General features: G+C 74.5%; 14 protein-coding genes. 8 read left to right on the top strand and 6 right to left on the bottom strand.

The window, feature by feature from the left end:
• Positions 1-53: 53 nt before the first annotated feature.
• From AB5J87_RS22475 to AB5J87_RS22450, 6 genes are all read left to right on the top strand, one after another.
• Positions 54-1,391, top strand: coding sequence for an ABC transporter substrate-binding protein (locus AB5J87_RS22475; RefSeq protein ID WP_369378749.1), 1,338 nt, complete (start codon positions 54-56; stop codon positions 1,389-1,391).
• Positions 1,388-2,392: a carbohydrate ABC transporter permease gene (locus tag AB5J87_RS22470; RefSeq protein ID WP_369378747.1), complete on the top strand. Its 1,005-nt coding sequence runs from the start codon at positions 1,388-1,390 to the stop codon at positions 2,390-2,392. The genes AB5J87_RS22475 and AB5J87_RS22470 overlap by 4 nt, the downstream gene beginning before the upstream one ends.
• A 125-nt stretch (positions 2,393-2,517) precedes the next feature.
• Positions 2,518-3,333, top strand: coding sequence for a carbohydrate ABC transporter permease (locus AB5J87_RS22465; RefSeq protein WP_369383627.1), 816 nt, complete (start codon positions 2,518-2,520; stop codon positions 3,331-3,333).
• Positions 3,334-3,433: 100 nt separating this feature from the next.
• Complete coding sequence (locus tag AB5J87_RS22460) at positions 3,434-4,861, top strand: glycoside hydrolase family 1 protein (RefSeq protein WP_369378745.1); 1,428 nt, start codon at positions 3,434-3,436, stop codon at positions 4,859-4,861.
• A gap of 137 nt (positions 4,862-4,998) precedes the next feature.
• Entirely contained in the window at positions 4,999-5,769 is a 771-nt protein-coding gene (locus AB5J87_RS22455) for a MerR family transcriptional regulator (protein WP_369378744.1), read from the top strand.
• On the top strand, positions 5,766-5,960 hold the full coding sequence (locus tag AB5J87_RS22450; RefSeq protein ID WP_369378742.1) for a hypothetical protein: 195 nt from the start codon (positions 5,766-5,768) through the stop codon (positions 5,958-5,960). The genes AB5J87_RS22455 and AB5J87_RS22450 overlap by 4 nt, the downstream gene beginning before the upstream one ends.
• A 78-nt stretch (positions 5,961-6,038) precedes the next feature.
• Here AB5J87_RS22450 and AB5J87_RS22445 read toward each other — a convergent pair whose 3' ends face one another.
• The 3 genes from AB5J87_RS22445 to AB5J87_RS22435 all read right to left on the bottom strand — a co-directional run bounded on the left by AB5J87_RS22445 (position 6,039) and on the right by AB5J87_RS22435 (position 9,900).
• Positions 6,039-7,535 (bottom strand): cellulose binding domain-containing protein, encoded by a 1,497-nt coding sequence (locus AB5J87_RS22445; RefSeq protein ID WP_369378740.1) that lies wholly within the window; start codon positions 7,533-7,535, stop codon positions 6,039-6,041.
• Positions 7,536-7,825: 290 nt separating this feature from the next.
• The gene (locus AB5J87_RS22440; RefSeq protein ID WP_369378738.1) at positions 7,826-9,202 is read right to left on the bottom strand and encodes an ATP-binding protein; all 1,377 of its coding nucleotides are present in this window, start codon (positions 9,200-9,202) and stop codon (positions 7,826-7,828) included.
• Positions 9,199-9,900, bottom strand: a complete 702-nt coding sequence (locus AB5J87_RS22435; RefSeq protein ID WP_369378736.1) for a response regulator transcription factor — start codon at positions 9,898-9,900, stop codon at positions 9,199-9,201. Before AB5J87_RS22435 ends, AB5J87_RS22440 begins: the two co-directional genes overlap by 4 nt.
• A 123-nt stretch (positions 9,901-10,023) precedes the next feature.
• On the opposite strand from AB5J87_RS22435, the gene AB5J87_RS22430 reads away from it, so the two are divergent.
• Positions 10,024-10,584, top strand: a complete 561-nt coding sequence (locus AB5J87_RS22430) for a hypothetical protein (protein WP_369378734.1) — start codon at positions 10,024-10,026, stop codon at positions 10,582-10,584.
• 65 nt (positions 10,585-10,649) lie between these two features.
• On the opposite strand, the gene AB5J87_RS22425 is transcribed toward AB5J87_RS22430, so the two are convergent.
• Positions 10,650-11,564, bottom strand: a complete 915-nt coding sequence (locus AB5J87_RS22425; RefSeq protein WP_369378732.1) for a spermidine synthase — start codon at positions 11,562-11,564, stop codon at positions 10,650-10,652.
• Positions 11,565-11,571: 7 nt separating this feature from the next.
• Positions 11,572-12,033 carry a hypothetical protein gene (locus AB5J87_RS22420; protein WP_369378730.1) on the bottom strand — a complete coding sequence of 154 codons (462 nt, stop codon included), beginning with the start codon at positions 12,031-12,033 and terminating at the stop codon, positions 11,572-11,574.
• A gap of 231 nt (positions 12,034-12,264) precedes the next feature.
• Here AB5J87_RS22420 and AB5J87_RS22415 point away from each other — a divergent pair, with 231 nt between their 5' ends.
• Positions 12,265-13,716 carry a tetratricopeptide repeat protein gene (locus AB5J87_RS22415; RefSeq protein ID WP_369378728.1) on the top strand — a complete coding sequence of 484 codons (1,452 nt, stop codon included), beginning with the start codon at positions 12,265-12,267 and terminating at the stop codon, positions 13,714-13,716.
• A 38-nt stretch (positions 13,717-13,754) separates the two neighbouring features.
• Here AB5J87_RS22415 and AB5J87_RS22410 read toward each other — a convergent pair whose 3' ends face one another.
• On the bottom strand, positions 13,755-14,360 hold the full coding sequence (locus AB5J87_RS22410; RefSeq protein WP_369378726.1) for a histidine phosphatase family protein: 606 nt from the start codon (positions 14,358-14,360) through the stop codon (positions 13,755-13,757).
• Between the last annotated feature and the right edge of the window lie 152 nt (positions 14,361-14,512).

Below are 14,512 nucleotides of genomic sequence, written 5' to 3'. Positions count from 1 at the left end.
ACGGACTGATGGACCGTCAACCACCGCGTACCAAACGACTGTTGGAGGACACCATGCGCAGACGAACACGTACGCCCCGGCGCCTCGCGGCCCTCGCCGCCGTCGCCGCGCTCGGCGCCGCACTGCTCGCCGGGTGCGCCGACGACGGCGACGACGGGGGCCCGGCCGGCGGCTCGTCCGGCGGCGGGGGCGGCGGGGCCCGCACCACGCTCACGGTCGGCGTCTTCGGCGCCTTCGGACTGAAGGAGGCCGGGCTCTACGACGCGTACACCAGGCTCCACCCGGAGATCGAGATCAAACAGACCTCGATCGAGCGCAACGAGAACTACTATCCGCAGCTGCTCACCCATCTGGCCTCCGGCAGCGGGCTCGCCGACGTACAGGCCGTGGAGGTCAACAACATCGCCGAGGTCACCGCCACCCAGGCGGGCCGCCTGGAGGACCTGGGCAGGACGGCGGGGGTCGACAAGTCGGCCTTCCTGCCCTGGAAGTGGGGGCAGGCCACCACCAGGGACGGCAGGACCGTCGGGCTCGGCACCGACATCGGACCGCAGGGCATCTGCTACCGCAAGGACCTCTTCGCCGCCGCCGGGCTGCCGACCGACCGCGAGGAGGTGGGCCGGCTGTGGGCCGGGGACTGGCGCAGGTACCTGGCGGCGGGCGACCGCTACAAAGCGAAGGCGCCGAAGGGGACCGCGTTCGTGGACTCCGCCTCCGGAGTGATGGCCGCGATCACGGGCAGCGGCGCGACCCGGTTCTACGACGCCGACGGAAAGACCGTCTACAAGACCAGCCCGGGCGTGAAGGACGCCTGGGACACCGCCGCCGCGTTCGCCACCCATGGGCTGACCGCCAAGCTCCAGCAGTTCCAGCCCAGTTGGGACCAGGGGTTCGCCAACGGCACCTTCGCCACCGTCTCCTGCCCCGCCTGGATGCTCGGCTACATCCAGGACAAGGCGGGCGCGGCCGGACGCGGCAAGTGGGACGTGGCCGCCGCCCCCAAGCCGTCCAACTGGGGCGGCTCCTTCCTCGTCGTCCCCTCGGCGGGCAAGCACCGGGCCGAGGCCGCCGCGCTCGCCGCCTGGCTCACCGCGCCCGCCCAGCAGGCGACGCTCTTCGAGAAGCGCGGCAGCTTCCCCAGCGCCCGCGCCGCGTACACGCTGCCGTCGGTCGCCGGGGCCAGGCACGACTACTTCGGCGGCGCGCCCATCGGCCAGATCTTCGCCAGGGCCGCCGAGGGCACACCCGTCCAGATCCTCGGCCCGAAGGACCTGGTCATCGCCCAGAACCTCGCCGACGTCGGCATGCTCCAGATCGACCAGAAGGGCACGTCCCCCGAGGACGCCTGGACGGCGGCGACCAAGGCCATCGACAACGCGCTGGACCAGTGAACGGCCGGGCCACACGGGAGCGCGGACCCCGCGAAGCGCCCACGGCCGACGCCGGACGGCCACCCACGGCCGACGCCCGGTGGCGGGAACGGCGCAGCCGCCGGTACCGGCGCGATGTCCGCTGGAGCCCGTACGCCCTGGTCGCGCCCTTCTTCCTGTTCTTCGCCGCCTTCGGGCTCTTCCCGCTCCTCTACACCGGCTGGGCCTCCCTGCACCAGGTCGAGCTCACCGCGCCCAACGACATGCACTGGGTCGGGCTGCGCAACTACTCCCGGCTGCTCTCCGACGAGTTCTTCTGGAACGCGCTCCGCAACACCTTCACCATCGGCCTCCTCTCCACCGTCCCCCAGCTCCTGATCGCCCTCGGCGTCGCCCATCTGCTCCACTTCAGACTGCGCGGCTCCACCTTCTTCCGGGTCGCCGTCCTCACCCCGTACGCCACCAGCGTCGCCGCCGCCACCCTCGTCTTCACCCTCCTCTACGGACGCGACTACGGCATGGTCAACTGGGCGCTCGGCCAGGCAGGATGGGGCCCGGTCGACTGGCAGAACGGCACCTGGACCTCGCAGCTCGCCGTCTCCACCATCGTCATCTGGCGCTGGACCGGCTACAACGCACTGATCTACCTGGCCGCGATGCAGGCGATCCCCGACGACCTCTACGAATCGGCGGCGCTCGACGGCGCCTCCCGGCTGCGGCAGTTCCGGCACGTCACCGTGCCCTCGCTGCGCCCGACCATCCTGTTCACCTGCGTCGTCTCGACGATCGGCGCCACCCAGCTGTTCGGCGAACCCCTGCTGTTCAACGGGAGCGCCGGGGCCACCGGCGGCTCCGACCACCAGTTCCAGACGCTCGGGCTGTACCTGTACGAGCAGGGCTGGGTGAACCTCCACCTCGGCCGGGCCTCCGCGATCGCCTGGGCGATGTTCCTGCTGCTGCTCCTGATCGGCGCCGCCAACTGGCTTGTCTCACGCACCCTGCGGAAGGGGACGACCGGGTGACCCCCATCGACGCCCACACCACCGGCCGCCCGGACTCCCGCGTCGGCGCGGGCCCCAAGAGCCGGGCCGCCGGCCGACCGGAGCCCCGGGCCGCCCACCGCCCGAAGACCCGGGCCGGGCGCCAACTGCACGGCGGCGCCGTCACGTACACCGTCCTCACGCTCTTCACCGTCGGCTCGCTCTTCCCCCTGGTGTGGACGGCCGTCGCCGCCTCCCGCAGCAACAGCCGGCTCGCCCGGACCCCGCCGCCCTTCTGGTTCGGCGGGAACCTCTTCAAGAACCTCAAGATCGCCTGGACCGACGCCAACATGGGCGAGGCCCTGCTCAACACCACGATCGTGGCCGGGACGATCGCGCTGGGCACGGTCTTCTTCTCCACCCTCGCCGGATTCGCCTTCGCCAAGCTGCGCTTCCGCTTCAAGAACGTCCTGCTCCTGCTGGTCATCGGCACGATGACGATCCCGCCCCAGCTCAGCGTCGTCCCGCTCTACATGGTGGTCGCCGAGCTGTCCTGGACCGACCAGCTCCAGGCGGTCATCCTGCCGACCCTGGTCAGCGCGTTCGGCGTGTTCTTCATGCGGCAGTACCTCGTGGAGGCGCTGCCCACCGAACTCGTCGAAGCCGCCCGGGTGGACGGCGCGAGCAGCTGGCGGGTGGTGTGGCACGTGGTGTTCCCCGCCGCCCGCCCCGCGATGGCCGTCCTCGGGATGCTCACCTTCGTCATGGCCTGGAACGACTTCTTCTGGCCGATCATCGCGCTCACCCAGAACGGCCACCCCACCGTCCAGGTGGCCCTCACCGGACTCGGCCGCGGCTACATCCCCGACCAGTCGGTCATCATGGCCGGCGCCCTGCTGGCCACCCTGCCCCTGCTGCTGGTGTTCGTCCTGTTCGGGCGGCACATCGTGGGCGGGATCATGCAGGGGGCGGTGAAGGGGTGAGCGGGGGTGGGGTGGGGTGGGGCCCCCTCCCCCTCCCCCACCCCACCCCCGCCCACTCCCTCCGCCCCCTTACCACACCCCTCTCGATGGGAGCGCTTCCATGTCAGAGACCTTCCCGCCCGGCTTCCTGTGGGGCGCGGCCACTTCCGCGTACCAGATCGAGGGGGCCGTCGACGAGGGCGGCCGTACCCCCTCCATCTGGGACACCTTCTGCCGTACGCCCGGCAAGGTGGCCGGCGGGGACAGCGGGGACACCGCCGTCGACCACTTCCACCGCTGGCGCGAGGACCTCGCCCTGATGTCCGAACTGCGGCTCAACGCCTACCGCTTCTCGGTGTCCTGGCCACGGGTGCAGCCCACCGGGCGCGGCCCCGCCGTCCAGCGCGGGCTCGACTTCTACCGGGCCCTGGTCGACGGGCTCCTGGAGCGGGGCATCCGGCCCTCCCTCACGCTCTACCACTGGGACCTGCCCCAGGAGCTGGAGTCGGCGGGCGGCTGGCCGGAGCGGGACACCGCCCACCGGTTCGCCGACTACGCGCTGATCGTCGCCGAGGCGCTCGGCGACCGGGTGGATATGTGGACCACCCTCAACGAGCCCTGGTGCAGCGCGTTCCTCGGGTACGCCTCCGGGGTGCACGCGCCCGGGCGCACCGATCCGGTGGCCGCGCTGCGGGCCGCGCACCACCTCAACCTGGGCCACGGCCTGGCGGCGGCGGCGCTGCGCGGCGCGCTGCCGGGCGGGGCCCAGCTGGGGATCAGCCTCAATCCCAGTGCGATCAGGCCGTACAGCCAGGCGCCCGCCGATGTGGACGCCGCCCGGCGCATCGACGCGCTGGCCAACCGGGTGTTCACCGGGCCCCTGTTCAAGGGGGCGTACGACGCCGATCTGCTGCGGGACACGGCGGGGCTGACCGACTGGTCGTTCGTCCATGACGGCGATCCGCGCGTCATCGGGCACCCCCTCGATTTCCTCGGGATCAACTACTACGCACCCTCAGTTGTATCCGCCGCCACTGACAACGGCTCCGGTCACCGCCCTGAGCAGGGGGAACGCCGTCGGGACGGGCACGGGGCGAGTGTCTGTCCGCCGTGGCCGGGGGCGGACGGGGTGGTGTTCCACCAGCCGCCGGGTGAGCTGACGGCGATGAACTGGTCGATCGATCCGAGCGGGCTGCACGACCTGCTGCTGCGCTATACGCGGGAGGTGCCGGGCCTGCCGCTGATGATCACCGAGAACGGCGCCGCGTACGACGACGAGCCGGGGCCCGACGGCGCGGTCCACGACCCCGACCGGATCCGCTATCTGCACGGCCATCTGGCGGCGGTGCGCCGGGCGATGGCGGACGGGGCGGACGTGCGCGGGTACTTCCTGTGGTCGCTGCTGGACAACTTCGAGTGGTCGTACGGCTACGGCAAGCGGTTCGGGGCGGTGTACGTGGACTACGGGACGCAGGCCCGTACGCCGAAGTCCAGCGCCCGCTGGTACGCGGAGCTGGCGCGGACGGGGGTGCTGCCGACGGCCCCGTGAGTCCGGGGCGGGGCCCCTTGAGTCCGCCCCGGGTCCGCGGCCCGGCCCCCTGAGCCCGGGCCGGGGCGGGTCCGGCGGGAGGCGGGCGGGGAGCTCGACTTGAACCTCACGTCGCGTGAGGGGGCATCGTGGGTGTCATGACCGCTTCCACGACCTGGAAGGTGGGTCCGCTGGCCGAGGCCAGCGGGCTCACCGTACGCACCCTGCACCACTGGGACACCATCGGGCTGCTCACGCCGTCCCGCCGTTCGGCGGGCGGGCACCGCGAGTACACCGAGGACGACATCACCCGCCTCTATCAGGTGCTGGCCCTGCGCAGCCTGGGGCTCGGCCTGGACAGCATCGCCCTCTGCCTGGACGCGGGGGTCGATCCGGTGCGGGTGCTGCGCGACCACCGGGCGGGCGTCGAGGAGGCCCTGACCTCCCTCGAAGCGCTGCGGGGGCGGCTGCTGCACATCGAGGAGGAGGTCGCCGGGGGCCGGGCGCCGACCACCGACGCGGTGCTCGCGGCGCTGCGCGCGACCGGGGCGGCGGGCCCGGCGGCCGAGCGCGTGCTCCGCCGCCACCTGGACGACGGCCAGTGGGAGGCGCTCGGGGAGCGGGCGGCGGCCGTGGGGCCGAGCGCGCCCTATCTGCTGGAGGTGGAGTGGCCCGAGCTGTACCGGCGGGCCGAGGCGCTGAGGCGGGCCGGGACCGCGCCGACGGATACGGCGGTGCGGCGGCTGGTGGCCCGGATGGACGAGCTGAGCGCGCTGTTCAGCGGCGGCGACCGGTCGCTGTCGCGGGGCGTGCGGGCGGCCTGGCGGGAGGATCCGGCGGCGCTGAGCGGCGATGCGACGGTCCGGCCGGGCCAGTGGGACGACCTGTCCTCCTACCTGGAGGCGGCGCGCGGGGGTGAGGGCGCGTGAACCGGTACTCGGCGCTGCCGGTCCTGCTGCTGATGGTGCCGCTGCTGGCCGTGCTGGCGGCGGTGGGGGCGGTGCCCTGGGGTGCGGTGGCGGGGGTGGTGCTCGCGCCGGCCGTGGTCGCGCTCGTACGCAAGGCCGTCGTGTTCGCCCTCGCACGCAAGGGGGGCGCGCCCCGGCCGGGTGGGGGGTGAGCCGGCGGGGCGCGCGTGGGGGGTGGTCCCGGGCGTTCGGGTCGCTCGGGTGCGGCCCGAACGTGGCGCGCGGGGGCGTTACTTGAGCCCGGCGAACGCCTTGGTGAAGGCGAGGGGGGCCTGGAGGATCGAGGAGCAGGTGGGGTCGGCGGAGTTCTTGGCGCCGCCCGCGCACTGCTTGTCCCGGGCGCCGGACCACATGGAGAGCCGGCCGAGGCCCTTGGACTTGGCGAAGTCGACCAGCTGGGTGGCGTCGTCGACCTTGAACGTCTCGGTGCTGACGTCGTTGACGCCGATCATCGGGGTGACGGCGACGGCCTTCCAGGCGGCGGCGTCGGAGAGCCCGAGGACGCCCTTGATCTGGGCCTGGGTGGCGGTGGCGGCCTGCACCGCGTAGCCGCCCATGTCGCCGCTGTAGGCCGGGCCGTAGTCCATGGCCATGATGTTGACGGCGGAGACGGCGACGCCGTTCTTCCTGGCGTCGGCGACCAGGTCGACGCCGGGCTGGGTCAGCCCCTCCGGCATCACGGGCAGGGTGAAGGACACGTCGAGGCCGGGGTGCGCCTTCTGGAGCCCGGCGATCGCCTGGGCGCGGCGGGTGTTGGCGGCGGTGTCCGGCAGGGCCGCGCCCTCGATGTCGAAGTCGACCTTGGTGAGCTTGTACGCGTCGACGACCTTGCCGTACGCGGCGGCCAGGTCGGTGGCGGAGGCGCAGACGAGGCCGAGTTCGGAGCCGGAGGCGCCGCCGAAGGAGACGCGTACGTCGCCGCCCTTGGCGCGCAGGGCGCCTATCTGCGCGGCGACGGCGTCGCCGCCCAGTTCGCCGACGCCGCCCCACTTCGGGGTGCAGCCGCCGCCGGAGGTGATGAAGGCGAGGGTGAACTCCTTCACGCCGGTCTTGGCGGTGGTGTCCAGGAGGTCGTACGCGGGGTAGAGCGAGGTGTCCACGTACGGGGCGAAGCGGGCGGTGGTGCCGGTGGTGGGGGGCTGGGGGGTGGTGGTCTGGCCGGGGGTGGAGGTGGGGGTGGGCTTCGTGGGGGGTGTGGGCTTCGTGGTGGGCTGTGCGGTCGGGGTCGGCGCGGTGGTCGGGCGGCCGGTGGGGGCGGGGGTCGCGCCCGTGTCGGCCGAGCACTTCTCCTGGTCGATGAGGCAGCCGGTGGGGTCGCCCGCGGTGCCGGTGGAGCTGGTCACGAAGCCGACGGTGACGGACGCGCCCGCGGCGAGGCCGTTCCTGTCCCAGGCGGCGGGCTTGACGGTGATGTGCTGCCCCTTGACGCTCTGCCGGCCGTTCCAGAGGGAGGAGAGCGTGGTCCCGGCCGGGAGGTCGAACTCCAGGGTCCAGTCGGTGAGGGCCTTGCCGCTGTCGTTGGTGATGACGTACTGGCCGGTGTAACCGCCGCCCCAGCTGCTGGCCCTGGTGTACGCGGCGGCGACGGAGGCGGCGTGGGCGGTGCCGGTGAGGGTGATCGCGGCGGCGGTGATGGCGGCGGCCGCGGCGGTGGCGCCGACCACCTTGGTGGTGCGGGTCGCCCGGCGGCGGTGGCGGCGGGTGCGGTCACTGGGGGTGCGGGTCATGTGGGGCTGCCTCTGGGACGGGGGTGGGGTGCGGGCAGCACGCTAGCCGTTGCGAAACGGGCAAATGGGGTGCGGGGGGCGGGGGTTGGGGATCTTAGGGTTCGCTTAAGGGGGTGATGGGGTGCGGTTAAAAATCCGGGTCGGCGCGGGTGGGGCGGAGGCGTCGGCGCGGGTGGGGGTGGCCGGGTCGGCGCGGGTGGGGGTGGCCCTTCGGGGTCCCCGCCCCGCCCCTTCCCGAGTGGCGCCCACCGGGGTGGGGCATGCCATTTGACGTGCACCGGGTCGGGAGGTCAGGCCACTGCGGGGCGGCGGCGTTTGCGGCGGCGGATCCTCGACTGCGAGGCCGGCCGTACCCCCAGCCCGATCCACACCCGCACCTCCGTCCCGCCCAGCACCGACCGCCCCAGCCGCACATCGCCGCCGGTCGACTCCGCGAGCCGCCGCACGATGTCCAGGCCGAGGCCCGTCGAGCCGCCGCCGCTCGACCCGCGGGCCAGCGCCGCCCGGGGGTCGGCGATGCCGGGGCCCGCGTCGGAGACCAGCACGATCACCGCCTCCTCGCCGCTGTGGACGTCGACCGAGAAGGCCGTGCCCTCGGGGGTGTGGCGGAACACGTTGCCGAGCATCGCGTCCAGCGCGGCGGCCAGTTCGGGCCGCGCCACGGGGATGCGGACCGGCCGGTCGACGCCCGCGAGCCGCACCTCCCGGCCCTCGTCCTCGGCCAGCGCCGACCAGAACGCCATCCGCTCCCGGATGACCTCGCCGGCGTCGCACCCGGCGCCCGGACCGGTCGGCTGGGTCTGCGGTTTGGCCTCCCGCGCCGTACGGATGATGGTGTCCACCTCGCGCTCCAGCTGCTCCACGGCCGCCCGGGTCTGTTCGGCGGCCGGGCCGTCGCCGAGGGACGCGGCGTTGAGGCGGAGCACGGTCAGGGGGGTGCGCAGCCGGTGGGAGAGGTCGGCCGCCAGTTCGCGCTCGTTGGCGAGGAGCTGGACGACCTGGTCGGCCATCGAGTTGAACGCCACGGCCGCCGAGCGCAGTTCGGCCGGTCCCTCCTCGGGCACCCGCGCCCCGAGCCTGCCCTCGCCCAGGTCCTGGGCGGCCCCGGCGAGCCGCTGGGCGGGCCTGACCATGCGTACGCCGAGCCGGTCCGCGACCGCCACCGAGCCGACGACGAGGGCGGCGCCCACCCCGGCGAGCACCAGCCAGGCGGTGGCGACGCCGTTGGTGACCTCGGCCTCGGGCACGTACACCTCGACGATGGCGATCTGGCCGGAGCCGAGCGCGGTCGGCTGGAGCAGGGTGGAGCCGCCGGGCACGGAGGAGATGTAGGCGCGGACCACCTTGCGGGTGGCGAGGAGGTCCTTGGGCGCCGCGCGCGGCCTGCCGATCTCCATCGGCGCGCTGCCGGGGGCGCCGGGCACCGCCGGGACGTGCACGGCCATCCGGCCCGCGGCCCCGGCGGGGGTGGCGGCGACGGCGCGTTCCAGCGCGTCGCGGTCGGCGGTGATGGAGAGGGTGGGGCCGATGGCGGCGGCCTGGCGTTCGGCGTTGGAGAACGCGCGGTCGCGGGCCATCTCCTTGACGACCAGGCCCAGCGGTACGGCGAAGGCCAGGACCACCATCACGGTGACCGCGACCGCGACCTTGACCAGCGCCCACCTCACGGCGCGGGCTCCGCGCCGGGCGGCTCCAGCTTCACTCCGACCCCGCGCAGGGTGTGCAGATAGCGCGGCCGGGCGGCCGTCTCGCCGAGTTTGCGGCGCAGCCAGGACAGATGGACGTCGATGGTCTGGTCGTCGCCGTAGGACTGCTGCCACACCTCGGCGAGCAGCTCCTTGCGCGGGACGACCACACCGGGGCGTCCGGCCAGGAACGCCAGCAGGTCGAACTCGCGGCGGGTGAGGTCCAGGCGCCGCCCGTCGAGCTCGGCCTGGCGGCGCAGCGGGTCGATGGAGAGCCCGCCGACCCGGAGCAGGGTGGGCGGCGGCTCGGCCCCGGCGGCCCGCGCCCGGCGCAGCACGGCGGCCATCCGGGCGGAGAGGTGCTCCACGGAGAACGGCTTGACGAGGTAGTCGTCGGCGCCGTCGTTGAGCAGCCGGACGATCTCGGCCTCGTCGTCCCGCGCGGTCGCGATGATCACGGGTACGTCGGTGATGCCGCGGAGCATCTTCAGCGCCTCCGCGCCGTCGAGATCGGGCAGTCCGAGGTCGAGGACGACCACGTCGAACCGGAAATGGGCGACCTCGCGCAGCGCCTCGAGTGCCGTGCCGACGCTGCGTACCGTGTGGCAGGCGTCGGTGAGGTGGCGGATGAGGGCGGAGCGCACGAACTGGTCGTCCTCGACCACGAGCACACTTGCCATGGGCGGCACCGTACGCCATACGGAGGACACCGGTCCCGGTCGGGACGGGGGCGCGGGCGCGGGCGGGCGGGGCCGGGTGAGAGGGGACACGGGTGGGGCGGGTGGGGCAGTATGGCCCCCGATATGACGCCGCTGCACCGAGGATTCGTTCACGTCTGCGCCTGGTCGCTGGCCACCGGGGCGGCGGTCACGCTCTCCTGGTGGGGGGTGCACACGGTGCTGGCGGGGACGGCGTACGACCCGCCGCGCGCGGTGCCGCTCACCGGCGAACAGCACACCACCCAGGGCGCGGTGCGCCCGCTCGCCTCCGCCACGCGGCGCCCCCAGGAGAGCCCGTCGCCGTCCGGCCCGGCCGCGAGGTCCCCGGAGGGCGGGCCGCCGGGCCGCCGTTCGCCCGCGCCGTCCAAGTCGTCCGGATATCCGGGCAGTTCGGGTAGTTCCGGCCCGGCCGCCTCGTCGGGCGACGTCAAGGGCTACAACGTGGCCGGGGGCCGGGTGGTGTTCGACATCGGGACCGCGTCGGCCGAGCTGGTGACCGCGACCCCGGACAGCGGCTGGCGGATGCAGGTCTGGAAGCAGCCGACGTGGATCCGGGTGACGTTCAGCCAGGGCACGCGCGAGGTGTCGGTCTTCTGCACCTGGTACAACCACGCGCCGACGGTGGAGCTCGACGACCGCGGCTGAGCGCCCGCCCCGGCCGGAGCCGGGCGGCGGGCGGCCCGAACGTGACGACGGGCCCTGGACCGGCCCTAGCGGAACACCGCGGGCGGCGGTACCGGCGAGGGCTTGGCGTCGGCGTCCGTGACCGCGGCGGCCCCGCCGGTGAAGTCGGCCAGCGCCCGCCCGTGCTCGACGCGCCCCGGGTGCGGGTCGCCCGCGATGCGCCGGGTGAACTCGGCCACCGGCAGGGGCACGTCCGAGGCGACGAGGACCGCGTTGCCGAACCGCTTGCCGCGCCACACGGTCGGGTCGGCGGCCAGCGCGAGCTCGGGGAAGACGGCGGCGGCGGTGGCCGTCTGGGCCCGCAGGTGCGCCAGCGGCGGGCCGTCGGCCAGGTTGGCGGCGTAGATCCCGCCGGGCCGCAGCACCCGGCGCACCTCGGTGAGGAACTCGGTGCTGGTCAGGTGCGCGGGGGTGCGGGCACCGCTGAAGACGTCGGCGACCACCAGGTCCGCCCAGCCGTCCGGGAACTTGCCGAGCCCCTCGCGCGCGTCCATGGACCGCACCCGGATGCGCGCCTGCGGGTCGAGCGGCAGCTCCCGCCGTACGAGCTGGACCAGCGGGGCGTCGATCTCGACGACCTGCTGGGTGGAGCGGGGTCGGGTGGCCGCGGTGTAGCGGGCCAGGGTCAAGGCGCCGCCGCCCAGGTGCAGCACGGTCAGCGGGCGGCCGGGCTCGGCCGCGAGGTCGATGACGTGGCCGAGGCGGCGCTGGTACTCGAAGGTGAGCCGCTCGGGCGCGTCCAGGTCCACGTGGGACTGGGGGGCGCCGTCCAGGAGCAGGGTCCAGCCGCGGGGCCGGTCCCGGTCGGGTATCAGCTCGGCGAGCCCGCCCTCGACCGGTTCCACGACGGCCTCCGGGGCGGCCGGGCGACCGCGCCGCCCGCCCGGCGCGGCCTTCGGCCCGCTCCGCGCCCCGCTCTTCGTCCCGCTTCGTGCCGCCATCCGACCATTATCGGCCGCCGGCCTCGGTGATGCCGTCCGCGGCCTCGATCAGCCGGGCCGCCTCGCCCAGCGCGTCCCGCAGCACGGCCGGGTCGGTGACCGGGGCGGGGTCGGCCGGGTCGGGCGGCAGCAGCCAGCCGCCGCCGGAGACGGGCGGCTCGGCGGCCAGTCCGGGCACCCGCAGGCCGCGCCCGCCGGTCTCGGTGCAGGCACTGCCCGGCACGTCCCAGGCGGCGGCGGTGCCGGGCGGCACCAGGAAGCCCAGGGTGTCGCCGCCGCCGTCGTGCAGCACCGGCCCGACGGCCGCGGGGGCGGCGGCGCGGCGCAGGATGTCGACCGCCTCCAGGCCCTGGCGGGCGGGCACGGTCACCAGGTCGCAGCCCTCCTCGGCGGGGGGCGGCGCACCGGTGTCCCGGGCGGCGCGGTGGCGAGCGGTCGTCGTGGTCGTCCCGGTGCCATTGATGTCCATGCCGGCCTCCAACAAGGCAACCCCCACGTGGTTTTTGCGGGTTGGCGTTATCCGCATGGTTCAACGCGGGCCCCGTGTCAACGGCTACGGCGGGACGCCGCCGCAAAGGATGGCAGTTCATAGCAGATCGAGGGTGAGATATCCCTTTTGTAGCCAAACTCCGGTTGTGCTCGGCGATGTTGCCGGTACGTTCTTCCTCCGCACCACCCCGCCAGAGAGAGCTGCTGAGCCATGGCGACGTCAACGGATCCCCGAGCCGGACAGAACTCCGCGCGGAACCCGGCGCACACCACCGCGCGGAACCCCCCCAAGGGCCCCAACACCGCGTTCCGGGAGCTGCGCGGGCAGCGCTCGCCGGGCGAGTTCGCGGCGGCGGTGCGCCGGGCGGCGCGCGAGATCGGCGAACAGGTCGCCTGCGACGCCCGGTACATCGGACGCGTGGAGGCGGGCGAGATCCGCTGCCCCAACTACGCGTACGAGCGGGTCTTCCGGCACATGTTCCCGGGTTTGACCCTCGCCGACATGGGGTTCTCGGCCCGTGAGGCGGTACGAGGACGAGGGGCGCGCGGAGGTTGCGGTGCGCCGCTGCTGGGCGCCGCGCCCGGACAGCGCGCCGGGACCACCACCGACCACGACGAAGAACGTGACGACGAGGAGAGCGACGTGCTGCGTCGCGCATTCATGACGGGCGGCTCCGCCGCCCTGGCGGTCGCCTCCCTGGGCCCGGCCGCCGGACCGGCCGCGGCCGGCCGCCCCGAGGCCCCCGGGCAGCCGGTGCGCCGGGTCGGGGAGGCCGAGGTGAACGCGGTCGAGGAGGCCGTGCGGCGGATCCGGCTGCTGGACGACCGGCACGGCGCCGACGGCCTCTACCGGCGCGCCGCCCAGCCGCTGCGCACCGCGTACGCGCTGCTCGACGCGGGCACCGCGCGCCGCTCCACCGCCGACCGGCTGCACGCGGGCGCCGGGGAGCTCGCCATCTCGGTGGGCTGGCTCGCCCATGACTCGGGCCGCTACGACGAGGCCCGCTCGCACTACGCGGAGGCGCTCGCCACCGCCCGGCTGGCGGGCGATCCGGCCCTGGAGGCGCACGCCTTCTGCAACATGTCGTTCCTGGCCAGGGACGCGGGCCGGCCGCGCGAGGCGCTGCGGGCCGCCCAGGCGGGCGGGCGGGCGGCGGCCCGGCTCGGTTCGCCCCGGCTGCTGTCCCTGCTGTCGCTGCGGGAGGCGGGCGGCTGGGCCGGGCTCGGCGACCGGGGGGCGTGCGAGCAGTCGCTGGCGCGGGCGCACGCGCTCTTCGGGCAGGGGCCGGGCGAGCGGGACCCGGAGTGGATGACGTTCTTCGTCGAGGCCGAGCTGGAGATGCTGGAGGCGCAGTGCTGGTCGGCGCTGGGCGACTGGCCGCGCGCCGCCCGCCACGCCCGGCTCGCCGCCTGCCTGCAGGACCCGCACTTCGCCCGCAACCTGGCGCTCTACCGCGCCGAGCTCGCCGACGACCTCGCGCGCGCGGGCGCGCCCACCGAGGCCGCCGCCGCCGGCCACCAGGTCCTCGATCTGCTGACCGAGGTCCAGTCGACCCGGATCCAGGCGATGCTCTGCGACACCGCCCGCATCCTGGCCCCGCACGGGAGCTGCCCGGAGGTGGCCGCCTTCCTGGAGCGCCGGGCGGCCACGGCGCCGGTGTGAGCGGGGCGCGGCCCGGCCGGACGCCGGGCCGCGCCGGCTCAGCCCTCCAGGTGGCCGGTGTCGTTCCAGCGCTCGACGGCCGGGGCGCCGTACGCCCAGCCGAGCACCGACAGCGAGGTCGGGTCGAGCTTGATGCGGGCCGCGAAGCCGATCGGCTCGCCCAGCCAGCGGGCCGCGATGGTGCGCAGGATGTGGCCGTGCGCGAAGACCAGCACGTCCCGGTCGGCGGAGCGGGCCCACTCGACGACCTCGTCGGCGCGGGCCGACACCTGGGCCAGCGTCTCGCCGCCCCGGACGCCGTCGCGCCAGATGAACCAGTCGGGGTCGCCCGCCTTGATCTCGGGCGGGGTGAGGCCCTCGTACGCCCCGTAGTCGAACTCCATCAGGACGTCCCAGTCGGTGGCGCGGTCGCCGAACCCGGCCAGCTCGCACGTCTCGCGGGCGCGCAGCAGGGGGCTCGTGCGCACCTCGACGTCGCGCAGGCCGTCCCACGGCGCGCGGTGCAGGCGCTCGCCGAGCAGCTTCGCGCCCCTGCGCCCCTCTTCGAGGAGGGGGATGTCGGTGCGGCCGGTGTGCTTGCCGAGCAGGGACCACTCGGTCTGCCCGTGACGGGCGAGCAGGATGCGCGGTTCTGCGGCAGGCATGTCAGGTCTCTCCCGATGGCACGAGGAATCCGCCGGATGTTCGACGGTGGTTCCCTTCCATCATCGCGCACCCTCCCGGCCGTCTCTCGCGTCCCTTGGGGGTGGGTGTACGCGCGCGAGGCCGTACACCGTACGGTGGAACACTTGAACGG

It is taken from the genome of Streptomyces sp. cg36, from assembly GCF_041080675.1.
In the GTDB taxonomy this organism is placed as follows: domain Bacteria; phylum Actinomycetota; class Actinomycetes; order Streptomycetales; family Streptomycetaceae; genus Streptomyces.
Note: the sequence above shows the minus strand (reverse complement) of the source record. Positions and strands in the feature narration are given on the sequence as shown.